This window comes from Paraburkholderia fungorum (genome assembly GCF_046027605.1).
GTDB classification, from domain to species: Bacteria; Pseudomonadota; Gammaproteobacteria; order Burkholderiales; family Burkholderiaceae; genus Paraburkholderia; species Paraburkholderia fungorum_F.
Genome location: NZ_JAQQEF010000015.1, coordinates 34,372 through 57,791, shown reverse-complemented (window position 1 = coordinate 57,791; position 23,420 = coordinate 34,372). Strand labels below are relative to the sequence as shown.

Annotated in this window: 23 protein-coding genes; 11 read left to right on the top strand and 12 right to left on the bottom strand. The window is 61.7% G+C overall.

The window, feature by feature from the left end:
* The first annotated feature begins 9 nt into the window (after positions 1–9).
* A complete protein-coding gene (locus tag PQR53_RS23690; RefSeq protein ID WP_408459187.1) occupies positions 10–1,560 on the top strand; it encodes an efflux transporter outer membrane subunit in 1,551 nt (516 codons plus the stop codon).
* A gap of 291 nt (positions 1,561–1,851) precedes the next feature.
* Here PQR53_RS23690 and PQR53_RS23685 read toward each other — a convergent pair whose 3' ends face one another.
* Entirely contained in the window at positions 1,852–2,073 is a 222-nt protein-coding gene (locus PQR53_RS23685) for a hypothetical protein (protein WP_408459184.1), read from the bottom strand.
* A gap of 137 nt (positions 2,074–2,210) precedes the next feature.
* A complete protein-coding gene (locus PQR53_RS23680) occupies positions 2,211–3,788 on the bottom strand; it encodes an MFS transporter (RefSeq protein WP_408459181.1) in 1,578 nt (525 codons plus the stop codon).
* Positions 3,789–4,124: 336 nt separating this feature from the next.
* On the opposite strand from PQR53_RS23680, the gene PQR53_RS23675 reads away from it, so the two are divergent.
* The gene (locus PQR53_RS23675) at positions 4,125–4,763 is read left to right on the top strand and encodes a glutathione S-transferase family protein (protein ID WP_408459178.1); all 639 of its coding nucleotides are present in this window, start codon (positions 4,125–4,127) and stop codon (positions 4,761–4,763) included.
* 147 nt (positions 4,764–4,910) lie between these two features.
* Here the strand turns inward: PQR53_RS23675 and PQR53_RS23670 are convergent, their stop codons facing one another.
* A complete protein-coding gene (locus PQR53_RS23670) occupies positions 4,911–6,986 on the bottom strand; it encodes a TonB-dependent siderophore receptor (protein ID WP_408459175.1) in 2,076 nt (691 codons plus the stop codon).
* Between the two features lie 371 nt (positions 6,987–7,357).
* Here PQR53_RS23670 and PQR53_RS23665 point away from each other — a divergent pair, with 371 nt between their 5' ends.
* From PQR53_RS23665 to PQR53_RS23650, 4 genes are all read left to right on the top strand, one after another.
* On the top strand, positions 7,358–8,104 hold the full coding sequence (locus tag PQR53_RS23665; protein ID WP_408459172.1) for a GntR family transcriptional regulator: 747 nt from the start codon (positions 7,358–7,360) through the stop codon (positions 8,102–8,104).
* Positions 8,101–8,991, top strand: a complete 891-nt coding sequence (locus PQR53_RS23660; RefSeq protein ID WP_408459169.1) for a sulfite exporter TauE/SafE family protein — start codon at positions 8,101–8,103, stop codon at positions 8,989–8,991. Before PQR53_RS23665 ends, PQR53_RS23660 begins: the two co-directional genes overlap by 4 nt.
* Complete coding sequence (locus PQR53_RS23655; RefSeq protein WP_408459166.1) at positions 8,988–9,335, top strand: DUF1634 domain-containing protein; 348 nt, start codon at positions 8,988–8,990, stop codon at positions 9,333–9,335. The genes PQR53_RS23660 and PQR53_RS23655 overlap by 4 nt, the downstream gene beginning before the upstream one ends.
* A gap of 168 nt (positions 9,336–9,503) precedes the next feature.
* Positions 9,504–9,770: a hypothetical protein gene (locus PQR53_RS23650; protein WP_408459163.1), complete on the top strand. Its 267-nt coding sequence runs from the start codon at positions 9,504–9,506 to the stop codon at positions 9,768–9,770.
* Here the strand turns inward: PQR53_RS23650 and PQR53_RS23645 are convergent.
* The 3 genes from PQR53_RS23645 to PQR53_RS23635 all read right to left on the bottom strand — a co-directional run bounded on the left by PQR53_RS23645 (position 9,715) and on the right by PQR53_RS23635 (position 12,380).
* Positions 9,715–11,106 carry an ATP-binding protein gene (locus PQR53_RS23645; RefSeq protein ID WP_408459161.1) on the bottom strand — a complete coding sequence of 464 codons (1,392 nt, stop codon included), beginning with the start codon at positions 11,104–11,106 and terminating at the stop codon, positions 9,715–9,717. The two genes, PQR53_RS23650 and PQR53_RS23645, sit on opposite strands and share 56 nt — an antisense overlap.
* Positions 11,103–11,816 (bottom strand): response regulator, encoded by a 714-nt coding sequence (locus PQR53_RS23640; protein ID WP_179738126.1) that lies wholly within the window; start codon positions 11,814–11,816, stop codon positions 11,103–11,105. The genes PQR53_RS23645 and PQR53_RS23640 overlap by 4 nt, the downstream gene beginning before the upstream one ends.
* A 270-nt stretch (positions 11,817–12,086) precedes the next feature.
* Positions 12,087–12,380 carry an EF-hand domain-containing protein gene (locus tag PQR53_RS23635; RefSeq protein ID WP_408459158.1) on the bottom strand — a complete coding sequence of 98 codons (294 nt, stop codon included), beginning with the start codon at positions 12,378–12,380 and terminating at the stop codon, positions 12,087–12,089.
* 490 nt (positions 12,381–12,870) lie between these two features.
* On the opposite strand from PQR53_RS23635, the gene PQR53_RS23630 reads away from it, so the two are divergent.
* Complete coding sequence (locus tag PQR53_RS23630; RefSeq protein WP_408459155.1) at positions 12,871–13,119, top strand: hypothetical protein; 249 nt, start codon at positions 12,871–12,873, stop codon at positions 13,117–13,119.
* Positions 13,120–13,159: 40 nt separating this feature from the next.
* Here the strand turns inward: PQR53_RS23630 and PQR53_RS23625 are convergent, their stop codons facing one another.
* Both PQR53_RS23625 and PQR53_RS23620 read right to left on the bottom strand, forming a co-directional pair.
* Positions 13,160–14,410, bottom strand: a complete 1,251-nt coding sequence (locus tag PQR53_RS23625) for an arsenic transporter (RefSeq protein WP_408459153.1) — start codon at positions 14,408–14,410, stop codon at positions 13,160–13,162.
* 125 nt (positions 14,411–14,535) lie between these two features.
* Positions 14,536–14,775, bottom strand: coding sequence for a hypothetical protein (locus tag PQR53_RS23620; protein WP_408459150.1), 240 nt, complete (start codon positions 14,773–14,775; stop codon positions 14,536–14,538).
* A 221-nt stretch (positions 14,776–14,996) separates the two neighbouring features.
* Here PQR53_RS23620 and PQR53_RS23615 point away from each other — a divergent pair, with 221 nt between their 5' ends.
* From PQR53_RS23615 to dinB, 4 genes are all read left to right on the top strand, one after another.
* The gene (locus tag PQR53_RS23615; protein ID WP_408459147.1) at positions 14,997–15,551 is read left to right on the top strand and encodes a cytochrome b; all 555 of its coding nucleotides are present in this window, start codon (positions 14,997–14,999) and stop codon (positions 15,549–15,551) included.
* A gap of 96 nt (positions 15,552–15,647) precedes the next feature.
* Positions 15,648–16,211 (top strand): YceI family protein, encoded by a 564-nt coding sequence (locus tag PQR53_RS23610; RefSeq protein WP_408459144.1) that lies wholly within the window; start codon positions 15,648–15,650, stop codon positions 16,209–16,211.
* Between the two features lie 48 nt (positions 16,212–16,259).
* Positions 16,260–16,838, top strand: a complete 579-nt coding sequence (locus PQR53_RS23605) for a YceI family protein (protein WP_408459142.1) — start codon at positions 16,260–16,262, stop codon at positions 16,836–16,838.
* Between the two features lie 295 nt (positions 16,839–17,133).
* Complete coding sequence (dinB, locus tag PQR53_RS23600; protein ID WP_408459140.1) at positions 17,134–18,300, top strand: DNA polymerase IV; 1,167 nt, start codon at positions 17,134–17,136, stop codon at positions 18,298–18,300.
* On the opposite strand, the gene PQR53_RS23595 is transcribed toward dinB, so the two are convergent.
* The 4 genes from PQR53_RS23595 to PQR53_RS23580 form a co-directional block, all read right to left on the bottom strand.
* Entirely contained in the window at positions 18,267–19,724 is a 1,458-nt protein-coding gene (locus PQR53_RS23595) for a heavy metal sensor histidine kinase (protein WP_408459138.1), read from the bottom strand. The two genes, dinB and PQR53_RS23595, sit on opposite strands and share 34 nt — an antisense overlap.
* On the bottom strand, positions 19,721–20,407 hold the full coding sequence (locus PQR53_RS23590; RefSeq protein ID WP_408459135.1) for a heavy metal response regulator transcription factor: 687 nt from the start codon (positions 20,405–20,407) through the stop codon (positions 19,721–19,723). The genes PQR53_RS23595 and PQR53_RS23590 overlap by 4 nt, the downstream gene beginning before the upstream one ends.
* A 78-nt stretch (positions 20,408–20,485) precedes the next feature.
* The gene (locus PQR53_RS23585; RefSeq protein WP_408459132.1) at positions 20,486–22,123 is read right to left on the bottom strand and encodes an efflux transporter outer membrane subunit; all 1,638 of its coding nucleotides are present in this window, start codon (positions 22,121–22,123) and stop codon (positions 20,486–20,488) included.
* Between the two features lie 41 nt (positions 22,124–22,164).
* Positions 22,165–23,388, bottom strand: a complete 1,224-nt coding sequence (locus PQR53_RS23580) for an efflux RND transporter periplasmic adaptor subunit (protein ID WP_408459130.1) — start codon at positions 23,386–23,388, stop codon at positions 22,165–22,167.
* Positions 23,389–23,420 lie beyond the last annotated feature (32 nt).

The window sequence follows — 23,420 nt, the reverse complement described above, 5'->3', positions numbered from 1 at the left end:
GAGACCGTCATGAAAGGAATTTTTTCGATGCACAAGGGTTTCACCGGCTCCATCCTGCTGGGCGCCCTGCTGGTTCTGGCTGGCTGCTCGCTGGCACCGAAGTACGAGGTGCCGTCGACGCCGACCACCACGACCTTTAAGGAAGCGCCGCAGCAGCCTTTGTCACCCGAAGAAGCTGGCACGTGGAAGACAGCGCAACCGTCGGAAGATGTAGCCCGCGGCGAATGGTGGAAGGTGTTCGAGGACGCGAAGCTGAACGACCTTGAACAGCAGGCGCTGGATGCGAACCAGAACCTCAAAGCGGCAGCAGCCCGCGTGAAGGAAGCGCGGGCGATGAATCAGGCTGCGCGCGCGGGCCTCTTCCCGTCGCTCGACGCCGGCTTTGGTCCGACGAGGCAACGGGTCTCCGCTGCTTCCCTGTTTGAGTCGGATGGCACGAATGTGCCGCAGCAGACGTTCTGGCGCGCTCAGGCGAGCGCTTCGTATGAAGTCGACCTGTTCGGTCGTGTCGCGTCGACAGTTGACGCGGCCCGCGCCGACACCGAGCGCAGCGAAGCACTCTTTCGCTCGGTGATGCTTGCTCTGCAGGCTGACGTCGCGCAGAACTACTTTGCGCTGCGTGAGCTGGACGCGGAAGCCGAGGTGTTCAGGAACGCTGTCGAATTGCGTCAACAAGCGCTGAAGCTGGTTCAACGCCGTTACACCGAAGGCGAAATCACTGAACTCGACCTGTCGCGCGCACAAGCTGAGCTGGCCACCGCGCAGTCGGATGCAATGACCGTGCAGCGTCTTCGTGCGGCTTCCGAGCATAGCCTTGCCGTGCTTCTGGGCAAGGCACCCGCGGAGTTCTCGATGGCCGCTGACCCGATCAGTCCGGTCAATCTGCGCGTACCGCCGGGTCTGCCTTCGTCATTGCTCGAACGTCGGCCGGACATCGCTGCCGCAGAGCGCTCGATGGCCTCGGCGAACTCGCGCATCGGTGTCGCGAAGGCCGCGTTCTTTCCATCGCTCACTATCACGGGTACGGGCGGCTTCGAATCGGCGACACTTGGCGACCTCTTCAAATGGAGCAGCCGGGCGTTCCTGCTCGGACCGCTTGCGGGAACGGCGCTGAACATCCCGATTTTTGATGGGGGCCGGCGCAAGGGCAACCTTGCCAATGCCCGAGCGGTCTATGAGGAGGATGTCGCGAATTACCGGCAACAGGTACTCGTCGCTTTCCGTGAGGTGGAAGACAACCTGTCGGATATGCGCATTCTGGAAGACCAGACCAGGACGCAGAACGAAGCCGTCAAGGCATCGCAACGTGCAGCAGACCTCTCGCGCTCGCAGTACACCGAGGGCGCGGTGAACTATCTGGACGTCATCGATGCGGAGCGTACCGTCTTGCAGGCTCGCCGCGCAGCGGTGCAATTGCAAGGCGTGCAGGCAGCCTCCACGGTGAACCTGATCCGCGCGCTTGGCGGCGGCTGGGGTGACGTGGTCCCCCAACCGCCCCAGACGAGCGTAGGTCAGACCCCGCCCGCGACGCCAGTGCAAACAGCAGTCGCACAGAAGTAACAGAGCAGTGGTGAGGTAAGCAGAACATAGGCCCATCCAGAGTATCGGATGGGCTTGTCATCAGAATTGCATCGCGTACGTTACGTCACATTCGGCACAGGAGATCACAAGACGAGGACCTGATTTGCGTACTGACGCCGTCCACGATTCTCATTGCTTCCACCGTTACTTCAATGGGTGCACAGTCGCGTCGCCCGCAGATTGCGTTTGCGCCGACAAATCGCCGGCACCCTCGGCAGGCTCCTCATATGAAGGCAATGCCTTAGCGTCGTTCAGAAGATAGGCGCGTCGCTATGAGGCGTTGATTTCATTTGCTGCGGACACCGGCGCCGGCGTTTCATCACCAACGCGCGCACGCGTTAGCGGCCCCGACTGCTCCGGGGGCAGTTGCGATTGCTCAGTATGCCCGGTCTGTTTTTGCTGCTCGAACTGTGTGTTCGACAGGTGATCTACAAGGCTGGGGCCACCTACTAGCGTGACCAGAAAGCCCACCACGATTGCTGCGATAGCCATTGCGTTCTCCAAGGCAGAGGTTCATTGCCTCCGGCAAGTCTTGGCCGCCATCGTCTGGCTCAGAGATATGACCGCTGCCATTGCAAGAAGGGGCCGCGTGTCAGCGGCCCCTTCTAAACGCGTTTCTTAAACGATGTTCAGGCGCTAACCGCCACGTCGACGGTTTCTTTCTTACTCTCGCTCGCACCCGGCTCATCATCTTCCGCGGGCGTCTTGCTGAGGAACACAAAGCTTGCAAATGCCGCCAGCAGGGTAATAACAATCAGGACATGCAGCAGGCTAGTGAACGCATCGGCGTAGCTGGAAGACAGCGCGTGACGGCTCACTTCCGGAAGCACCGCGGCGGCGTGACCCATGTCGCCCGCAGTGATGCGCTGTGCTGCCTCTGCAACACGTGCGGCAATACCCGGCGCATTGTCCGGGATAATGCGCTCGAGGCTCGTGTGAGCCAGCGCTGCCAGAATCGCCGTCGCGATGGCGAGTGCAATGCCCTCGCCTGCGACACGGGTCGTACTGAAGATGCCCGATGCCATTCCCGCCCGCTCTTTCGGCACAACGCTCACGGACAGGCCGTCCATCAAACCCCATGGCATGCCGGCGCCAATGCCGATAACCAGCATCGGCATGACAAGAGCCGCCTTCGACGCGCTGAAGTCAATGAGGCTCAGCCAGTAGAGGCCGGCCGCCGCGATCAGAAACCCGATGCCCGAAAGCACACCCGGCGACATCCATCGGGTGAACGATGCGACCAGCATCGGGACAACCAGCATAGGCGCAGACAACGCGATCATCAGCAGACCCGCGTCCATTTCGCTCAGCCCTTCCGCACCGATAAATCGCAGCGGCAACATCACGATCAGCACGATGTAGCAATAGCAGGTCCCTACCGGCAGAATCTGCACGCCAACGAAGCGGGGATACTTGAACAGGCTCAGTTCCAGCATCGGGCGTTTGACGCGGCTTTCAACCACGATGAACGCGGTTAGGAAGACAGCGGAACCGACGAGCAGTGACACCACGAGTGGGCTGCCCCAGCCGCTTTCCGGCGCCTGAATCACTCCGAACGTGAAGAGCGCAAGCGTTGCGGTGAACGTGATGGTTCCCGGATAGTCCAGACCCGTCGCACCCGGGTCACGCGTCTCGCGCATGCGCGGCACACCGAACATAAACGCGACAACGCCAATCGCCGCGATCACCATGAATATCGAACGCCATCCGAAGTTCTCGATGAGTGTGCCGGCCATCAGCGGGCCGAACGCGAGGCCAATGCCGAAGCTGGTGCCGAGCATGCTGAACGCACGCGTGCGCGCATGACCGTCGAACTCCTGCGCAAGCGAAGCGCCTCCGCTCGACAACGAGGCCGCGGCCGCGACGCCCTGAGCGCCCCGAAGAATGTCGAGCCAGAGCGTCGACGGCGCAAAGCTCATCGCGAACGAAGTCACGATAAACCCGCCGAGTCCGAATACGAACAGACGCTTGCGGCCGAACTGGTCAGCCAATGCGCCAGCGGCCATCAACAGGCTGCCGAAGCTCAGCATGAAGGCGTTGGTCACCCACGTGAGCATCACGGGGCTTCCGCCCAGATCCCGGCCGATTGCAGGGGTGGCTACAGCTCCACCCGAAAACGCTAGCGGCAACACTAGCGCGGAAAGGCACACTGCCGCGAGAATCAGCAGCTTGTTGCTTTCCGCTCCTTGTGACGTTGCAGTACTCATTGATAGACACCGTATCGGTAGATTGAACGGCCCCGTAGATGAGTAACGCCACGCTACGCCAAAAGGGCCGTCGAAGCGCGCTATTGTGAAGAGCGTTTCAGTGCGGATAAACACCGCCTCGGTGTTCAGAGAGTCTCCCCCGAAGCGACAATAGGTTTGTGGAAAGACACGCAACAGCGGACGCAACGATTGTCGCTCGGCAGTCGACAGAGCGACGCTCGAACCGCAGTTTATCGAGGCCACCGTTTAACCCATACTTCATTTCAACGGTGCAGCAAACGCACCACCTGAAACCCGGCTAACACCGGTCATTCATCCTCGTAGGAAGACTCGCAAATGAAGCTCTACATCGCTGAAGCCACCTGCTCCCTCGCCGCTCAGACTATCGCCAACGAACTGGGCCTCGCGCCGGAACTGGTGCACTACGACGTGTTCGGAAAAAGCACGTCCAACCAGAAGGATTTCACCGACGTCAATTCGCTCCAATACGTTCCGGTTCTGGAGCTTGACGACGAAAGCGAACGCCTGACTGAAACCGTCATTATCACGTCCTACCTCGCTGACCAGCATCCCGAGTCGAACCTGATTCCGAAGCATGGCACGATTGAGCGCGTTCGCATGGACCAGCTACTGACCTTTGTCGCAACCGAAATCGCGCAGAAGCACATTCCCCTGATGCGCAAGCTGATGACGCCGGATGGCATCGAGTTCCACACGAACAAACTGCTGAGCGCCTATGGCGTGCTCGACAAGCAACTCTCGGACGGTCGTTCGTACCTGACCGGCGAACAGTTCACGGTTGCTGACGCGTACGTCTGGGCAACGCTGTGGCACAAGCGTTCGGGTGTCAACCTCGACCACCTCACGAACCTTGCGGCCTACATCGCTCGTATCGACGCTCGTCCGTCTGTACAAAAGGCCTTGAAGGACGAAGCTGAAATTGTGGCTGTCCACAAGCAACAGCTGGCAGCATAACGTCGCCTAAGCGACACACGCCGCCCGGTTGAATTGTCGGTTCATGCTGGATCGACAATTCCTCTCTCGCGGCGGGAAATGGACGCAAAGAGAAAGCCAAAAACCGATCGGCGCAATCGACGCAATCGACGCACCACAATGCCAGAGTCAGAACTCAAGAGTCGAACTCATCTCGAGGACCCGGCCAAGTCCGACACCCAGCTGGTTCGAGCCAGCGGCGCTCCAGTACCGCTTATTGGTAGCGTTCTCAAGGTTGGCTTGAACTGACACGCGCTTTCCGTAGACGCGTGTCGCGTAGCGCATACCTGCGGTGAAAAGGGTATAGCCGCCAATTCTCGCCTGGTCCGCACTGTTGACCGGCCTCGAACCGATGTAGTACATCCCGCCGTTGACCGAGAGTCCCGTAACCAGAGGTATTCGATACTCGGCAAACAGACTTGCGGTGACATGAGGCGTATTTTCAGGGGTTTTTCCAACCAGTGTCGGATCCGACGAGTCGAGTTGCTTCGCATCGAGATAGACCGCGGAAGCCGTCAGTGAAATGTCCCGTGTCACATCGCCCTGCACTGAAAATTCGACACCCCGGTAGCGCGCGTTGCCGTCCATCACATAAACGTTGTCGGCGTTGACTTCTGCCGACGGGTGCTTGAGATTGAACAGTGCAAGCGACGCCAGGGTATTACCGGCAATCCTCGTGCGAATGCCGATCTCCTCCTGACGGCTGACCGCCGCCGGCAGTATCTGATTGGCGTTACTCGCAGTGGCCGGTGCGCTGCCCGCTGACTCGAGCGCTTCGACGTAGCTTGCATAGACACTGGTGTTCGGCGTCAAACGGAAGATAAGGCTGCCGGACGGAGAGGTCCGGCTAATATCGGAGCTCGGTGTGCCGGCCTGGGAACTCTGATATTCCGATCGACGCACGCCGGCAACGAGTTGCAACTGCGACGTCAGGTCAACGCGATCAAACAGGTAAGCGCCACGGTTTTGCACATGCTGAGCGAAAAACTGCTTCGATGCACCACCGGGCGTCAGCTTCGTTATTTCAACCGGGTTGTAGAGGTTCTGACTGGCGGTAAAGAAATGGGTCGTGAAGTCAGGCTGAAAAAGCCAGTTCTGCACAACACCCGCGGTCACATCGTGGCCGATCGCTCCCGTCCTGAAGACTCCGTTGACCTCCAGCCGCACGTTCTTGTTCTCGTACATCTGTCCGTATTGCTGGCTTGCCTGCAAGCTGCCCGCGCCCGTCGCGACGTTGTACTTCTGGAACACCCAGGCCCATCGATCGCGTCGAGTGATCGATTGACCTGCTGTCAGCGTCGCGCTCCAGTTGTCTGAAAACGCGTAGTCGGCGCGGACCAACTGGGTCGTCGCACTCGCTCGCGTGGGCCTGTCGCTGCTGACCAGCAGTCGACTCGGGTCAGGGAGTCCAGGTAGAGTAATGACGCCGTTCTTTGGCGCGAGCGGCACAATGCCCGCCTGCTCCACGATACTGGTTTCGATGTGCTCCAGATCGTACTGGAGCTTGAGCTTGCTATTCACACGCCAGTCGAGTGCGGCGCTTACGAACTTGCGATAGCCATGGTCGCCGTCGATAGGCGCTTCTACATGCTCGTCCATCGCGTTGACGCGAATGCCGAACTGCTGGCCAGAACCGAAACGCCGGGCGATATCGACGTGAGCACCGTATGAACCGCTGGAGTCGCCGAGCAGTGTCGCGTTGGTGACAGGCTCGGAGCCGGCGCGCTTCATGACCATATTCACGATCCCGGCCGGCACGGTAAAGCCGTAGTAGAGCGCGGATGCACCCTTTAGCACCTCGACTCGCTCCTTGTCCTCCATCGGCATCCAGATGTTATTGTCGATTGGAAGTATGCCGTTGATGAAGTAGCTCGAGCGGTTATCCAGCGCGATGCCGCGAATCGAGAGGTTGTCGTAGGCAAGCCCGCTTAGCTGCTGTCTCGTCACGCCGGCCACATTGCGCAGGGCGTCGTACAGCCCGGTGTCACCCTGCGCGTCCATGACGCTGCGAGTGACGACGTTGACCGTTGCAGGCACGTCGAGCGGGTCGAGCCCCCGGTAGGGGCCCGTTTCCACGGTGGCGGGCGCAAACCCTTGCTCTTTCTGGCCGGTAATTTTAACGGGGGCAAGCTGGCCTGCTTCGTCCTCCGAACTTTCAGACTTTGAACCGGCAACACCGTCGTCGGCATTGGCGTAAGCCGACATCGTCGCGAGCCCCGCAGCGAACAACGCGTTGGCAAGCCGATTTTTTCTTTGGAGCGGGAAACCCCCGCCGGCCCTTCTAAAGGGAAGCATTCACAAACCTCAATCGAAAAATTTCAAAACGGCATGGACTCCAGTTGATGTCCCAAGGCCGCGCATCTCCGACATCTCACTCGCGGCGCATTATAATGAGAATCATTATTATTTGCATCGAGAGCCGTTACCTCCGTCGAAGCCCAAGGACCGCGCACTTTCCGTTCGCCGAGGGCCCTTCTGGCCGGCAATCCAGTCTGTGTTTTCGCCGTCGCAATCCGTCACACTGCAGCGGAACTCGCGCCTTGACACCAAGACATCATGACGTCATGATGTCTAACATGAGCACCGACCGTACCAGCCAACTCCCCCTCTACGCGCAGGTCGAAGCGGTACTCGCGGCAAGGATCGCGGACGGCACGTATCCGCCCGGCACGCAGTTGCCGAATGAAGCGAGTCTGCTGGCAAGCTACGGCATCAGTCGCACCACCCTGCAGAAAACGGTGCAGAACCTGATTACGCGCGGATTGATCGAAATCCGTCGCGGCAAAGGCACCTTCGTCACCCAGCCGCGCCTCACTCAGCCGCTTACCGAACTGAGCGGTTTCGTCGAGGATATGCGTGCGCACGGCCGGCATCCCACCGCCCGGCTGCTGGCGAGGCAGATCGAAAATTCCAGCGACGCCGTCGCCAGCAAGCTCGCGCTCGAACCGGGCACCCCGGTCGTCCACATTCAGCGCGTGCGCATCGCCGACGGCACACCGCTTTCGTTCGACGAAACCTGGCTACCGAAAGACATCGGCGAAAAGATCATCGAAAACGATCTGGAAGCGGAGCCGATCTTTACCCTGCTCGAAGAGAAGTACGGCGTCCCGCTCGTCGAAGCCGAATACCGGCTCGAGGCGATCGCCGCGAGCGAAGCCGTTGCGCAAGCCCTCGAGGTCGACGCGGGCAGTCCGATTTTCCTGATCGAGCGCACGTCGTATTGCAACGACAACCGTCCGGTCGACTACGAAAAGCTCTACTACCGCGGCGATCAGATCCAGTTCGTCACCCGTCTCGCCCGGCGCAAGCCGAACGCCCAATGACCGGCGCGGCGGCTGCAATGGACCTGCACTACACGCTGTGGCTGTTCGCGGTGTCGCTCGGCGCAAGCATGCTGGGTGGCATGCTTGGCATGGCAAGCGGCATTTTTATCGTGCCCATCCTGACGATGTTCGGTCACCTGGATATTCACCTGGCGATCGGCGCCAGCATCGTTTCGGTGATCGCCTGTTCGTGCGGCGGCGCCGCGCCATTCCTGCGCGGGCGCTTGACCAATGTGCGCCTCGCCGTGGTGCTGGAAACCGCCACCACGCTCGGCGCACTGTCCGGCGTGCTGCTGAGCGGACTCATTCCGGTGCCCGCACTGTTTTTCATTTTCGCGGCCATTCTGCTGCTGTCCGCCCGGCAAATGCTCGCCCGGCGCGCCGATCCGATCATCGGCCAGGGCGCCGACGCAGCGGGCGCGTATTCGTGGGGCACGGCGTTGCGTTTGAATTCGAGTTATCCGGATCGCGCGCTCGGCCGCGACGTCGACTATCGCGTGCAACGCATACCGCTGGCCTTATCCCTGATGTATGGAGCAGGACTGATTTCGGCGCTGCTCGGCATCGGCAGCGGCGTGCTCAAGATTCCGGCAATGGATACGGCGCTGCGCCTGCCGATCAAGGTCTCGTCGGCCACGTCCAATTTCATGATCGGCGTGACGGCGGCGGCCAGCGCCGGCGCATACTTCCTGCGTGGTGAGATCGTGACCGCCATCGCCGGGCCGGTGGCACTGGGATCGGTCGTCGGCGCGGTGCTCGGCGCGCGCGTCCTCATGCGCGTTTCGAATGACAGGCTGCGCGTGCTCTTCGTCGTGGTGCTCGCCTTGCTCGCCGTGCAAATGCTGCTCGAGGCATTCGGCATTCACCTTGCCGGAGCGTCGGCATGAGCCGCACCGTGTCGACCGGCGCGCGGCTCGAACGCTGGCTTGCGCGGCTCCTGCATTACGGCACATGGGCGGCAACGGTCACGATTGCGAGTGGCCTTGCGATTGCCCTGCCGGGCCATTTTGAAAGCGCATTACCCGGCCTGCGGACTCACCCCCAACTGCTTTCAATGCCGACAGGCATGCATATCGTGACCGTTGGCATCGCGCTTTTCATCCTGCTGCCGATAATGCGGCTTATATTGATGCTAGGGATGTTCCTGCATCAACGCGATTACCGGTTCAGCGCGATTACCGCCCTCGTGCTGGCAATCGTCGCCGCGGGGTTGCTGGTCGGTGCAGCTTGATGTGTGCGGCGCGAACAACCCCGGGTATGATTCCGGTCGCGCACGAGTCGGCGCTCGATTCATCGCCGCGCGCCGGGTAACGCATGTTGTCATTGCGTTTTGTCATGCGTTTTGAAGTCGCATTTGCAGCCGCATTTGCGCGGCACTTCTTCAGTCACGAGAACCATCATGCCCGTTCAACACGACGAAGTCCCCACTGCCAACGCCAAGCCGGGCCAGGCAAAGCGCAAGGATCTGTCCATTGTGTCGCGCAATCTTATGATGGTTGCGGTCGGCGTCATCGTCTTCGCGATCGTTGCGACAGTCGTTCTCTACGGTCCCATCACGTACGGCGACCAGATTCCCAACTTCGGCATCATTCTCATGCTGACCGTGCCGGTTATCGCGGGCGTGGCGTTCCGCGTGGGCCTGGATGCGTGGCTGGAACGGAAATGAGCGGCAGCACCACCCACGCTTCCAACCCGCCGCCTTCGCGCGCCTGAAACTGCAGGCTGCCGCCGTGCAGCCGCGCGATCCGTTCGACAATCGCCAGCCCGAGCCCGGTTCCGCCGCTATGCGCGCGAGCATTGCGGCCACGCTGAAACGGCGCCTTCAACAGCGCCAGCTCCTCGGCTGAAAGCCCTTTGCCACGATCGCCAACCGCAACGTACACGGCTTCGCTGGTAGCCCAACTGCGTACAGCGAGCCCCGTGCCGCCATACACGATCGCGTTCTGCATCAGGTTCATCAGGAGCCGCATCATGCTGATCGGCCTGTAGGCCACAGCGGGCAATACCGCGAGCGACAGCGCAAATTCATGCCCGAGTCCCGCGAAATCGCCGGCAAGCCGTTCGATCAACGCGTTCAGATCGCCAGGCTCGGCTGCCTCACGCTCGCCGCTGCCCGCGTAGTCCATGAACTGCTGCAAGATCGTCTCGATCTGATCGAGGTATGACTCGGCGGCGACCACAAAGCTGCTGTCGCTGCCATCCGGCATTGCCATGGCCATCGAGAGCCGCAATTTGGTAAGCGGCGTGCGAATGTCGTGCGAGATGCCCGCCAGCATCAGCGCGCGCGTCGCCTCTGCCTGCTGTAACGTCTGCGTCATCTGATTGAAAGCGCTGCTCACCGCGGCGATCTCGGCAGGGCCGTCGGTCGGCAACGGCGCGGGCGTTTCGCCGGCGCTCACGCGGCGCGCCGCCCGCGTCAACTGCTGAAGCGGCTGGTTGAGGTGGCGCTGGATCACATAACCGGTCAGCGCCGCCAGGGCGCCCAAACCGAGCGACAACAGGATCGCCGCGTCGAGCCCGGCGCCTTGCGCGTCCTCCGGAATCGGCAGTGCGATCCAGTATGGTGTGTGCGGCGCGTCGACCGGCGCGTGCATGCGAATCCACAAGCGTTGACCGCCTTCAAACTGCCAGCGCGTGGGCATGTCGGCAGGCAGATGCGCGCGCAAGCTCTCCAGAAACACGTTGCGCTGATAGCTGCGATAGGCGCGTAGCACACTGCGTGGCGCTTCGAGGGTGGCCTCGCGAGGCAGCTCCGCGCGTCCGTTCAGACGTGTGATCAAGCCGGCGCGCGCATCAGCCGGGGTGGCTTGAAGCAGGCTGTCGAGCGTCGCCACGTAGGTGGCGAACACCGTGGCCGCCCGTTCGACTCGAGGTCGCTGGACATAGTGCAGCAACACGCCGAGCGAGCATATCTGGCTCAGCATCACCAGCACGATCAGCAGAGCGATATTGCGCGCCAACAGCGTTTTCGGCAGTGCCATTTGCAGCATTGAGCGCGTCATGAGTCGACGTCCGCGATCAGCATGTAGCCGACGCCCCACACGGTCTTGATGAAACGCGGCTTCGACGGGTCGTCCTCGACGATCTGCCTGAGCCGCAGCACCTGCACGTCGATGCTGCGATCGAGCGCATCATGCTCACGACCACGGGCGCGCGCCAGCAGATTGTCACGGCTCACCGGCCGGTTCGGCGACGACGCCAGCGCGACCAGCAACAGCATCTGCGCCGAATGAATCTCCAGCAGTTCGCCGGCCCGCGACAACTGCTGCTTGCCGACATCGAGACTGAAATCGCCAAAGCGCACGCTCTGCGAGGTCACGGTGAGCTCACCCGAGGCGATCTTCTGGCGACGCAGCAGCGCGTTGATCCGCGCCACCAGTTCACGCGGCAGGAATGGTTTGGCGAGGTAATCGTCGGCGCCGGTTTCGAGGCCGGCCACCTTGTCGAGCGGATCGCCTTTCGCGGTCAGCATCAGGATCGGCAGCGTCTGCCCCTGGGCACGCAAGCGGGCGCAGATTTCGAGGCCGTCCTCTTCGCCGATCATCAGATCGAGCACCAGCAGATCGAACGGCTCGCGCTCCAGATAACGGTCGAGCCGCTTGCCGTCCTCCGCGATCCGCACCTCGAATCCATGGCTGCGCAGGAAACGCTGCAGCATGTTGCGCAGTTCGGCTTCGTCGTCGAGCACGATGATTTTGGCGGGGCGATCCATACGAAAGCTCCTCGGTTTAGGCGTCGGGCGGTGCTGGCCGCGCCGCGTGCCGTTCCGGCTCGCGCTGCGACAGCACATGGAACGACGGAATGAACAGCACGGCGATGCAGGTGGAAGCGAGCATCCCCGAAAATACCGCAATGCCAGGCTAATGGCGCGCGCTCATTGACACGATCGGCGCGCAGGCGTTGGTCAGGCGGCAGGACGGGGCGGGTTTCATTGCGCGTTGGGACGTCAAGGAACTTACGATCCCGCCGATGCCCGCGCGACTCAGTGCGCTGCCCCGCGTTCCTGCATGAATGCCGCGATCTGCGGCAACGTGATGTAGCCCGCTTTTTGCGTATCGATCTCGTCAAAATGTTTGGCGACCATCGGCATCCCGGCGGCGGCCTGTTCCCGGGTGAGCTTGCCGTCGTGCGTGGTATTGGCATTCGCAAAGCGCGTTTGCAGTTGTTGCGCCATGTGTTCCATGCGCTGGGGATTGCCACCCTGGGGCGCAGCCGTTTGCGCGAACACGACAGTGGATGCGCAGCACAGCAGCACAACGGCGATCAACTTCTTCATGACTGACTCCTTCGATTGAGTCATCGTGCGTCGCCTGCAAAACCGCCGCGATCCGTTCGATGACAGACCGAATTCTTGGAGAAGTGCCGGCGGAAGGCAATTTCAGAATCATGTCGCGATATGTCGTGACTTCTGGTGGCGTCAGCCTGGCGAATCCGCGTCCTTTCGTACCGGTACCCGCGAGATTTATTACCGCTCTACGCAACGCGAGACGGGCTCGTTTTTTTTGGAGTCCACGAGATATTTCGGGAATTAAAACAGGTGGAAGAGCGGTCTCCTCACAGGCCACCCTAGGTGCAAGACGCCACACGTCAGACAAATGAATGTAGTTTGAAAGCTTCGCGTTAGATTAACATCGCGAGTGGCCGGTACGGCGCTTGCTGGATTCTGCATTACCGTGAGACACATTCGTTGGTCAGACAGATCTGTCCAACCGGCGGCATCGCTTGCACCGTTTCATTGCCGATCCACTCTTCTTCTGGACTGTCAGATGAGCTACCAAGATATAGACAAAGAAATTGCCCATCTCGAGCTCGTATTCGGGCAAATTTCGGTCAACGATCGGATTCCGCTATCGTATTGGCGCAATCGTCTGCACAAACTGCCGAAAACGTCACTGATGCCGACGCAACGGGCACGCCTTGCACGGCTTGAAGCCGCATTGCGCTCGCTGGAGCAGTCCGCGCAGGAAAAAGTGGCGTCCAGGCCACCGATGCGTCCGACCGGCACCGGGTCATGACGCAAGCCGGCATGGGAAAGTGATCCGCTCAACCGCTCGCTCAGCCGATCAGAATCCGCGCGGCAAGCGCTAGCGTGAGAGCCGGCAGCATCACCACCACCCCCACTTTCAGGAATTTCATGAAGCTGACGTCTTCGCCTTCGCGGCGAATCGCGTTGAGCCAAAGGATCGTTGCGAGCGAGCCGGTAATCGACAGATTCGGCCCGAGGTCGACGCCGATCAGCAGCGCATCGATCACACGCTCAGGACTATGGGCTTGCATCACGGTCGAGCTGGCGATCAGACCCGCCGGCAAATTGTTCATCAGATTGCTGCCGATCGCGATAATGGCGCCGGCCCAGCCAGCCGTGGCGAGTTCATTGCGCTGCGTCGCGCCTTGCACCAGATCGACGAGCGTCTTGACGACGCCGGTGTGATCGAGCATTTCGACCAGCACGAACAACGCGGCGACAAGCGGCAACACGCTCCACGAGATTTCCTGGATCATCGGCAGCGGTGATTTGCGCTCCTGGATCAGCACGACCGCAGCGGTCAGCGCACCGAGTATCGCAGTCGGGAGGCCCAGCGGAATATCAAAGGCAGACACCGTGAGCAACACAACGGCCGTCACCGCAATGCCCGCGAGCGCGACACGCCCGCTCGCCGACAATTCGAGCGGCTCGAGATCGGACTCGCAGGTGCCGGCGAGCGCTTCGCGCTGGGTCCAGCGCAATAGCACATAGGTCGCCACGATCGACAGCAGCGAAGGCAGCGCGAAGCGCATCAGCCAGGCGCCGAGCGCGGGCGTGTGATTGCCGTACAACACGATGTTGGCCGGATTCGAGATCGGCAGCACGAAGCTCGCGGCATTCGCGATGAATGCGCAGACGAACAACAAGGGCAGCGGATGCGTCTTCGCTTTTTTGGCGGCCGCGAAGACGGCCGGCGTCAGCACGACCGCGGTGGCGTCATTGGAAAGGAAGGCGGTAATGACCACACCAACCAGATAGACCAGCAAAAACAGCTTTCTCGGTGAGCCTTTGGCGTGATTGACTGCGAAGACGGCGACCCAGTCGAACAGGCCTTCGCGGCGCCCAACTTCCGAGAGCACCATCATCCCGAACAGAAACAGATAGACGTCCGTACCTTTGCCGACTGCCTCGATTGCCAGATCAACGGGAAGCAGGCCCAGCGACACGAGGAGTAGCGCGCCTGCCACGGCCCACACGGCCTCGGGCCATTTGAACGGGCGGGTAATGACGCCGGCCGTGGCGGCGATGGCGATACCCCAGGAGAGAAAGACGGAATTCACCAAGCAAGTCCTGGATTCTGATTGCGCGCGAACGCGGGAGTGGCCGCAGCATAACCGATGACCGGCATGCCGCAGGCGATCAGGGCGCAAGTTGTGTGCCGCGCCATACCGCCCTGCCTGCGCTGTCAGGCCACCCGGTTGATGGCGGCAATGCAATCCCGCCCGTTATCCTTGGCGTGATACAACTGCGTACCATGGTTCGCCCAATCGACCTTCCACGGAATCGCTTTGGTCGATTCGAGCAAGGTCCTGTAGACGGCAGCATCATGTTCCAGATAACCTTCGACACCTGCCGCGGCAGGCGCCGTGTCATGCCGCAGGAAATCCGCGCCAGGCGCGACGCTGCTGTTTTCGGTCTTATTCATTGGGTCGAACCTTTTGTAGCGGTTGAGCCGGCAAATTAACACAGCCCCATCGGCGCGCCAATTCGGGCCGCACGCGTTTTATTCCATCCATATTAGCGTCGCGGCTAGAACAATCTGTTCATTTATCTCCAGCTAGTCAGTTCTCATTGGCCTCCCTACTATCCGCATCTACTCGCGACATACCGCACGCGGCAAGCACCACGACCAGTGAGCATGAATCAATGAGACCCCATCCTTCAGACATCGAGCATTACAGCGGCCCCGCGATCGCCCTGCATTGGCTCATCGCATTGCTGATCGTCTGCGGGTTCTATATCGGCTGGATCATGACCGATATCCCCGGCTTCACGCCCACCAAGCTGAAGTACTTCTCGTGGCACAAATGGATCGGCGTGACCGTCTTTGTGCTGGCCGTCGCGCGCGTGCTGTGGCGCGCCACGCACCGCGCGCCGGCGCTCGATAGCGCAACACCTGCCTGGCAGAAAGCGGCGGCCCATCTCGTGCATGGCGTGCTCTACGTCCTGATGCTGGCGATTCCGCTGTCGGGTTACTTCTATAGCTCGGCCGCGGGCATTCAGGTGGTGTACCTCGGCATCGTGCCGCTGCCGACCATCATCGGCCCGGACCAGGCGCTCAAGACAAGCCTGCGCACGGTCCACATACTGCTCAATTACACGCTGCTGACGCTGGTTGCGATGCATGTCCTCGCCGCGCTCAAGCATCAATTCGTCGACCGCGACGGATTACTCGCGCGGATGATTCCATTCCTCAAATAACACACGCGTATTACTCGATTGGCTACGGCTTGTTGGCAATCAAATTCCCAACGGTGTGCAATCCGCAAGCGCGGGTTCGATAGGATGCGTACTACTATGAAATCAAACCTTTACCACTCCATTCTGGCCGGCGTCGCCGCCTTCTCCCTGTTCAGCGCAAGTCTGGCGCACGCCGATGTCGACACGAGCAAAAGCAGCGTGATTGCCACGACGAAGCAGATGAACGTGCCCGTTGACGGTAAGTTCAAGAAGTTCTCGGCGCAGCTGAATTTCGATCCGGCCAAGCCGACGGCCGGCAGCGCCAACGTGTCCATCGACACCGGCAGCTACGACCTCGGCGCGGACGACTACAACAAGCAGGCCCAGGGCAAGGAATGGTTCGATAGCGCGACCTATCCGGCCGCGACCTTCGTCTCGAGCGCGATCGCGCCGGCCGGCGGCAATCAGTACAAGATCACCGGCAAGCTCACCATCAAAGGCAAATCGCAGACCGTGGTGGTGCCGGTCACCATCGCCAGCCAAGGCAACACGCAAACCTTCGACGGCACATTGCCGATCAAACGCTCACAGTTCGATGTCGGGACGGGCGAATGGAAAGACACGTCGGTGGTCGCCGACGAGGTCGTCATCAAATTTCACATCGTCGCTTCGAAGAAATAACTGAACACACCGAAGCGTCACAACACTTTCTGAAACCTGGAGAAGAACTTGAAGAAGCAACTTTTGCTGGCCGCCAGCGCGCTGGCCGCCGCCATGTCGTTTAACGCAATGGCCGCCGATACGTATCAGCTCGACCCGACGCACACCTATCCGAGCTTCGAAACCGACCACTTCGGCGGCCTGTCGATCTGGCGCGGCAAGTTCAAGAAGAGCAGCGGCACGGTGGTGCTGGACCGCGCCGCCAAGACCGGCACGGTGGACGTGACGATCGATATGAGCTCGGTGGATATCGGTAACGACAAGCTCGACGCGGAACTGGTCACGGACAAGTTCTTCGACGCCGCCAAGTACCCGAGCGCGACGTACAAGGGTACGCAGATCCGCTTCGACGGCGACAAGCCCGTGGAAGTAATCGGCACGCTGACCATGCATGGCATCACCAAGCCGGTCAATCTGAAGATCGAATCGTTCAAGTGCTTCATGAACCCGATGCTCAAGCGCGAAGTCTGCGGCACCGAATCGACCGCGACGTTTAACCGCGACGATTTTGGCGTCGACTTCGGCAAGACCTATGGCTTCAAGATGCAGACCACGCTGCATATTCAGGCTGAAGGCATCAAGCAGTAATACTGTGCTGCCACGCAGCTTGCGTGGAGCGCCCGCCTAAGAATGCTCACGCCAGAAACAAGCCTTTAGCCCATCGGGTTAAAGGCTTTTTTATTGCTAGTACGAGGTTCACCGCGCGGTCGAGACGCAATCCGGGCTGGCCCCGGCGGAGCAAGGTAATATGACGGTTTGACGTCGGGCGTGCCGCACACCTGTGGCGTGTTGCGAACGCCTACGCAAGCCATCAGACAGAGCGACGGCCGCGCGCATCGACTACGATGCCCGCGGCTCGCGCCGTCACCCGTTTCCGCCATCCATGAGTTCTGCAAGCCGCCGCATCGCGCATCTGGACATGGACGCGTTCTACGCGTCGGTCGAGCTTTTGCGCTATCCCGAACTGCGCGGCAAGGCGGTGGTGATCGGTGGCGGCCGCAATGGCGTGCCGCAAACGCTTGAAGACGGCAGCCGCCGTTTTGCGAAGCTGCGCGACTACGCGGGCCGCGGCGTGGTGACCACCTCCACCTACGAAGCCCGCGCGCTCGGCGTGTTCTCCGCGATGGGCATGATGAAAGCGGCCATGCTCGCGCCCGACGCGATTCTGCTGCCCACCGATTTCGAGTCGTATCGCCACTACTCGCGCCTGTTCAAAGCGGCGGTCGCCACGTTCACGGAGCGGATCGAAGACCGCGGCATCGACGAAATCTATATCGACCTCACCGATTTGCCAGGCGAGCCGGCCGGGATCGCCGCGCGCATCAAGGAGGCCGTCAATCAGGCAACCGGCCTCACCTGCTCCATTTGCGTGGCGCCAAACAAGCTGCTGGCGAAGATCGGCTCCGAACTCGACAAACCCGACGGCCTCACGATTCTGACGCCTGCGGACGTGCCGTTGCGCGTGTGGCCGTTGCCGGTGCGCAAGGTCAATGGGATCGGACCGAAGGCCGCGGAAAAGCTCACCGCGCTCGGTCTCGTCACGGTCGGCGATCTGGCGGCGGCGGATGCGGGGCTACTGCAGGATCACTTCGGGCGCAGTTACTCGGCGTGGCTCATGCAAGTCGCGCAAGGCTACGACGAGCGGCCGGTCGTGGTCGAATCGGAGCCCAAGTCGATGAGCCGCGAGACGACCTTCGAGCGCGATCTGCATCCGCGTCACGATCGGCCGGCCCTGTCGAGTTCGTTTACCGGCTTATGCGTGCGAGTCGCGGAAGATCTGGTTCGCAAGGGCTATGTGGGCCGCACGGTGGGCATCAAGCTGCGCTACGACGACTTCCGCACAGTCACGCGCGACCTGACGCTGGACGAGCCGACCGCCGATGCCACCGAGATAAGGCGCGCGGCAACCGAATGTCTCAGGCGGGTGGAATTGAACCGCAAGCTGCGGCTGTTGGGCGTGCGCGTCACGGCGTTGACGCCGGCCAACGCGCAGCCAGTGAAGCAGCGGCTACCGGTTCAGGCTGATTTGCCCTTTACCAGCGACGAGTAATCGCCCGCCTCCGCCGTCACGCCGGCGCTCGAACGCGCCGCCGCCAGGCCGTCGCCTTCCACGCGCAACGCGGTAACGGAAAACGCAAACGTGTTGATGCCGTTCGCGCTTTGCACCGACACCGTACCGCGATGCATCTCCGCAATCGCCTTCACGATCGCGAGACCGAGACCGTGGTTTTCGCGGCTATTGGTGCGCGACACTTCCGCGCGATAGAACCGGTCGAACAGATGTTCGAGCACCGCCGGCTCGATCTGCTTGCCGGGATTGGCCACCGCGACTCGCAACTGATCCGCGTCATGCGTGATCGTCACGGTAATTTCCGCGCCGGGTTCGCAGTGCTGGATCGCGTTCATCAACAGATTGGCGCAGGCGCGGCCGAACAGCGAGCGGTTCATACGCGCCACCCCATCACCGTGCAACTGCGCACTCACCCGCGCTTCTTCCAGCGGAATCTCCAGAAACTCAAGCGTATGCGCAACTTCCGCGGCCAGCGACAATTCGATCAGTCCCGTCGCGCGCTCGCCCTGGTCGGCGCGGGCGAGGAACAACATGTCGTTGATGATCGCGCGCATGCGTTCGAACTCTTCGAGATTCGACTGCAGTGTATGGCGCAAATCGTCGACTGAGCGATTGCGCGTCAATGCCACCTCGGTCTGGCCGATCAGAATCGTCACCGGCGTACGGAGTTCATGCGCCACGTCCGCGTTGAACGACTCGAGGCGGCCGTAGGCGCCGTCCAGACGTTCGAGCGCGCCGTTGAACGAGTTGGCCAGATCGTTCAATTCGAGCGGCAGCGAGGCGGTATTCAGACGTTGCGAGCGGTTATTCGGACTCACCGCGGAGGCATCTCTCGTCAGGCGCGTCAACGGTGCGAGGCCGAGCCGCGTGACCGAGTAACTGAGCAGCAGCACCGCGAGACTGCCCAACGCCGACAGCGCCGCAAGCGCGGAGCCGAACACGCGCATCGTGCGCACGTTCGGCGAATAGCTCGCGGCCACCTGCAACTGCACGGGCGGGCGGTTGGCGTACGCCGGTATCGTCACCGTGGAGGTGAGCATGTCCTCAGCGCCGCCCGGCGGCGTCACGCGCGCGTAGCCACCTGCCCAGCTCTTCACCACCGTACCCTCGACAGGATTGCCATAGTGGAAATACGGATCGGCGCTCGAGATCGAATACAGGGTGCTGCCGTCGTGCGGCGTCATGTCGGTGAGCTTTTCGCGCGCCATGCGCCACTTTTCCGGCGTCACCGAGTGATAGACGATGATGCGCGCGATCTGGGTGCGATCGTCGAGCGATTCGCGCAGGTGGTGTTCCAGCTGGGTGCGCAACACCAGAAACAGCCCGGTGCCGACCAGCGTGAAAACGAACAGCGCCACCAGCGCGAACATCGACGCAAGGCGGCGCGCGATCGAGCGGTTCATGGTTGCTCTGCCTCTTCGCGCACTTCGAGCACGTAGCCCATCCCGCGTACGGTGTGCAGCAGCTTCGAGGAAAACGGGCCGTCGAGCTTGGCGCGCAGTCGTTTGATCGCGGTTTCGACCACGTTCGTATGGCTGTCGAAATTGACGTCCCACACGAGTTCGGTAATGGCGGTCTTCGAGAGAATGTCGCCTTGCCGGCGCGCCAGCACGCTCAGCAACTGGAATTCCTTGGCGGTCAGATCGAGGCGTACGCCGTCGCGGGTAGCGCGCCGGCCGATCAGATCGACGAACAGATCGCCCACGGAAATCAGCGTGGACTCCTGCGACCGCGTGCGGCGTGCCAGTGCGTGCAAGCGCTCGACCAGTTCGAGAAAGGAAAACGGTTTGGTGAGGTAGTCGTCGGCGCCTTCGCGCAGACCACGCACCCGGTCGTTCACGTGATCGCGCGCGGTCAGCATGATGACCGGTGTGGACTTGCGCATGCGCAGCGCCTTCAGCACGCTAAAGCCGTCGCGTTTGGGCAGCATGACGTCGAGGACAATGACGTCGTAATCGAATTCGGTGGCCAGATGCATGCCTTCCTCACCGTCGAGCGCGACGTCGACGACCCAACCCTGCTCTGTCAAACCGGAGCGCAGGTAATCCACCACCTTATGTTCGTCTTCAACGATCAGCAATTTCATACGCATCCTCAAGTATTTGCATTATACGAAACGCCTCGTTTTTCCGTTTTCTGGCTGGCCGTGTCATGGTCGGGCGGCTCACTTCGCAGGAGCCATCGCCTCCTTCGTGTCCGCCATGTTTGCGGTGTTCGCGGTGTTCGCGGTGTTCGCGGTGTTCGCGGTGTTCGCGGTGTTCGCGGTGTTCGCTGCGTTCGCCATGTTTGCTGAGTCAGTCGGGTTCGCTGTGCCCGTGGTATTGCCGCGCGGCTGCGCTCCCGACATGTCCGTGCCGGCATCCCAGCCGCCGCCCAATGCCTTCACCAGTGACACCGACAGCGTCATCTGCTGGCCGTGGATCTGCACGTCCTGACGCTCGCTGGTGAGCAGCGACTGTTGCGCGGTGATCACGTCGAGATACGCGACGAGGCCGCCCGAATAGCGGTCGTTGGCGAGCGACAGCAAATGCTGCGCATCGGTGACCGCCTCGTGCGACTGCTTCGATGCGCCGTCGAGCACGGACAGACCGGTGATGCCGTCCTGCACCTGCTGGAACGCGTTGAGCACGGTTTGCCGGTAGTTCGCCTCGGTGACCTTGTAGCCTTCGCTGGCGAACTGGACGTTCGCCGCGCGGCGGCCGCCGTCGAACAGCACCTGGCCGGCGGCCGCGCCGAGCGTCCACATCAGCGTGGGCGCGCTCAGCAGACTGGCGAACTGGGTGGTTTCCCAGCCGATGCTTGGGGTCAGCGTCAGGCTGGGAAAGAAGGCCGCCTTGGCAACGCCGATCTGCGCGTTCGCCGCGGCCATCGCGCGCTCCGCCGAGGCGATATCCGGACGGCGTTGCAAGACGTCGCTCGGCAGCCCAAGCGGAATCGGCGGCACCTGCACGGCGAGTACTTTGGGTTCGATCGCGAATTGCGGCGCGGGCACGCCCACCAGCGCGGCAATCGCATGTTCGAACTGCGCGCGCTGATTGAGCAGCAGTTGCGCCTGCACGCGGGTCGCATCGAGCAGCGACTTCTGCTGCAACACGTCGAGCCCGGAGACCGAGCCGAGATCGTGCTCGGTCGTTACGTAATCGAGCGCCTTTTGCTGCAGTTTCACCGATTGATTCAGCACGTCGATCTCGGCGTCGAGCTCACGCAGCGAGAAATAGTCGGTGGCGAGATCGGTGGTGAGGACGAGCCGCGCGTTGGCGAGGTCGTCGGCCGATTGTTGCGCGGAGGCCGCGGCACCTTCCACTTCGCGGCGTATCCGGCCGAATAGATCGGTGTCGTAGTTGAGCGTCGGGCCGAGTTGCAGATTGTTCTGCACCGTCGACATCGTCGGCGTGGCGTAATTCGTGAGCGGGCGATCACTGGAGATCCTGAAGCGCGATGCCGCCGCAGTGGCATCGACTTCGGGAATCTGCTGGGCTCGCGTATTCGCGAGCGTGGCCTTGGCCTGCTCATAGTGCGCGCTGGCCGCCGCCAGCGTCTGATTCTGTGCGAGCGCCTGCGTTTCCAGCGTGCCGAGCGTCGGATCGTTGAACGCGCTCCACCAGTCCGGCGAGATCGGCGCATGCGACGGAACCGCGACGCGCCAGTACGAATCGGTTTGCCAGCTGGGCGGCACCTCGGCTTGCGGCCGCTGATAGTCCGGGCCGACTGTGCACGCGGCCAGCAAGGCCGCGCTCGCGGCGGCCGCCAATGCCCCCGCCAATGCCCCCGCCAATGCCCCCGCCTGTGTTCCTCGTGCCATGCGTATCGTGGGTGCCCGGCCAGCGCCCGCCCGCTTCGCGATCACGACGCCCCCTTACCGTTTTTCTGCGGCTGCGTGATTTGCACGTGATCGCCGTCCGCGATCGAATCGCTCGGGTTGATGATGACCTTGTCGCTCGCCTCGATCCCGCTTTCGATCTCGAGCGACTGACCGAGGTCCTGCGCGATCACGATCTTGTGCAACACCACCATGCCATTCGCATCAACCACCGCGACCCGCGGACCTTCGGCGCGAAACAGCAGGGCATTGCCCGGCACCATCAAGCGCGCGTGGGCAACCGCAGGCACTGCCACCTGCACGTACGCGCCGGGCCGCAACTTGTCGTCAGGATTCGGCAAGGTCACTTCGACCTGCAGCGAACGGGTCGGCACGTCGATCGCGCCGGACATGTGCGTGATCGTGCCGTGGAACTGCTGGCCCGGCAATTCGGCCTGCGTGACCACCACCTTCTGTCCGACCGAAACGTTTTGCGCATATGCCTGCGGCAGTTGCACATAGACCCGCAGCGGATCCGCTTGCGCCAGTGCGAACAACGCGCGGCTCGTGCCGCTGCCGGCATCGATCAGGTCGCCGACGTCGACGTTGCGCTGTGTGACCACACCGGCGAACGGCGCGACGATGCGCTTGAACGATTCGAGCTGCTGAAGGCGTTTCACGTTGGCATCGGCGGCGGCGAGATTGGCGACGTCCTGGGTGTAGGCGCTCTGCCGTTCGTCGAGTTCCTGCTGCGAAACCGCATCGCGTTGACGCAGTTGCTGCCAGCGTTCCATCGAGCTTTTGGCGAGGCCGAGACTCGAACTGGTTTGCTGACGCTGCGCCAACGCCTGGGCGAGTTCCTGATCGATCTCCGGCGTATCCAGATCGGCGAGCAGTTGTCCCTGCTTCACGCGCGCGCCGATATCGGCGTACCAGTGCAGCAGATAGCCGGTGGAGCGCGCGAAGATCGGCGATTCGACATTGCCGCGCAATGTGCCCGGCAACAGGGTATTGCCGCCGCCTTCCGTTTGCGTCGGATTCACCACGTTGACGTACTGCGTGGCGTTCTGCTTCGTCGTATCGGCGACCGAGCGGTTTTGCAGGATATCCGCGATCACGGTACGCAACGCGCCCACGGCGAGCAGCGCCAGCACGATCCAGATGGCGATTTTGGCGCGCTTCCATTCGCGATGGCGCGGCGGCAAGGCGTGGCCACCTTCAGTCTCTCGCGCGGGAATCGCCAGCGATGCATGAGTTTTTTCGGTCATCTCAGTCAGCCATCTCAGTCAGCCAGCGCAGC

Coding starts and splice junctions, on each gene's coding strand:
- PQR53_RS23650 (WP_408459163.1), top strand. CDS start 9,504: ATGCCCGTTCAACACGACGAAGTCCCCACTGCCAACGCCAAGCCGGGC.
- PQR53_RS23585 (WP_408459132.1), bottom strand. CDS start 22,123: ATGGCACGAGGAACACAGGCGGGGGCATTGGCGGGGGCATTGGCGGGG.
- PQR53_RS23675 (WP_408459178.1), top strand. CDS start 4,125: ATGAAGCTCTACATCGCTGAAGCCACCTGCTCCCTCGCCGCTCAGACT.
- PQR53_RS23640 (WP_179738126.1), bottom strand. CDS start 11,816: ATGGATCGCCCCGCCAAAATCATCGTGCTCGACGACGAAGCCGAACTG.
- PQR53_RS23635 (WP_408459158.1), bottom strand. CDS start 12,380: ATGAAGAAGTTGATCGCCGTTGTGCTGCTGTGCTGCGCATCCACTGTC.
- PQR53_RS23580 (WP_408459130.1), bottom strand. CDS start 23,388: ATGACCGAAAAAACTCATGCATCGCTGGCGATTCCCGCGCGAGAGACT.
- PQR53_RS23690 (WP_408459187.1), top strand. CDS start 10: ATGAAAGGAATTTTTTCGATGCACAAGGGTTTCACCGGCTCCATCCTG.
- PQR53_RS23685 (WP_408459184.1), bottom strand. CDS start 2,073: ATGGCTATCGCAGCAATCGTGGTGGGCTTTCTGGTCACGCTAGTAGGT.
- PQR53_RS23660 (WP_408459169.1), top strand. CDS start 8,101: ATGACCGGCGCGGCGGCTGCAATGGACCTGCACTACACGCTGTGGCTG.
- PQR53_RS23665 (WP_408459172.1), top strand. CDS start 7,358: ATGAGCACCGACCGTACCAGCCAACTCCCCCTCTACGCGCAGGTCGAA.
- PQR53_RS23630 (WP_408459155.1), top strand. CDS start 12,871: ATGAGCTACCAAGATATAGACAAAGAAATTGCCCATCTCGAGCTCGTA.
- PQR53_RS23670 (WP_408459175.1), bottom strand. CDS start 6,986: ATGTCGGCTTACGCCAATGCCGACGACGGTGTTGCCGGTTCAAAGTCT.
- dinB (WP_408459140.1), top strand. CDS start 17,134: ATGAGTTCTGCAAGCCGCCGCATCGCGCATCTGGACATGGACGCGTTC.
- PQR53_RS23610 (WP_408459144.1), top strand. CDS start 15,648: ATGAAATCAAACCTTTACCACTCCATTCTGGCCGGCGTCGCCGCCTTC.
- PQR53_RS23680 (WP_408459181.1), bottom strand. CDS start 3,788: ATGAGTACTGCAACGTCACAAGGAGCGGAAAGCAACAAGCTGCTGATT.
- PQR53_RS23655 (WP_408459166.1), top strand. CDS start 8,988: ATGAGCCGCACCGTGTCGACCGGCGCGCGGCTCGAACGCTGGCTTGCG.
- PQR53_RS23620 (WP_408459150.1), bottom strand. CDS start 14,775: ATGAATAAGACCGAAAACAGCAGCGTCGCGCCTGGCGCGGATTTCCTG.
- PQR53_RS23595 (WP_408459138.1), bottom strand. CDS start 19,724: ATGAACCGCTCGATCGCGCGCCGCCTTGCGTCGATGTTCGCGCTGGTG.
- PQR53_RS23645 (WP_408459161.1), bottom strand. CDS start 11,106: ATGACGCGCTCAATGCTGCAAATGGCACTGCCGAAAACGCTGTTGGCG.
- PQR53_RS23590 (WP_408459135.1), bottom strand. CDS start 20,407: ATGAAATTGCTGATCGTTGAAGACGAACATAAGGTGGTGGATTACCTG.
- PQR53_RS23615 (WP_408459147.1), top strand. CDS start 14,997: ATGAGACCCCATCCTTCAGACATCGAGCATTACAGCGGCCCCGCGATC.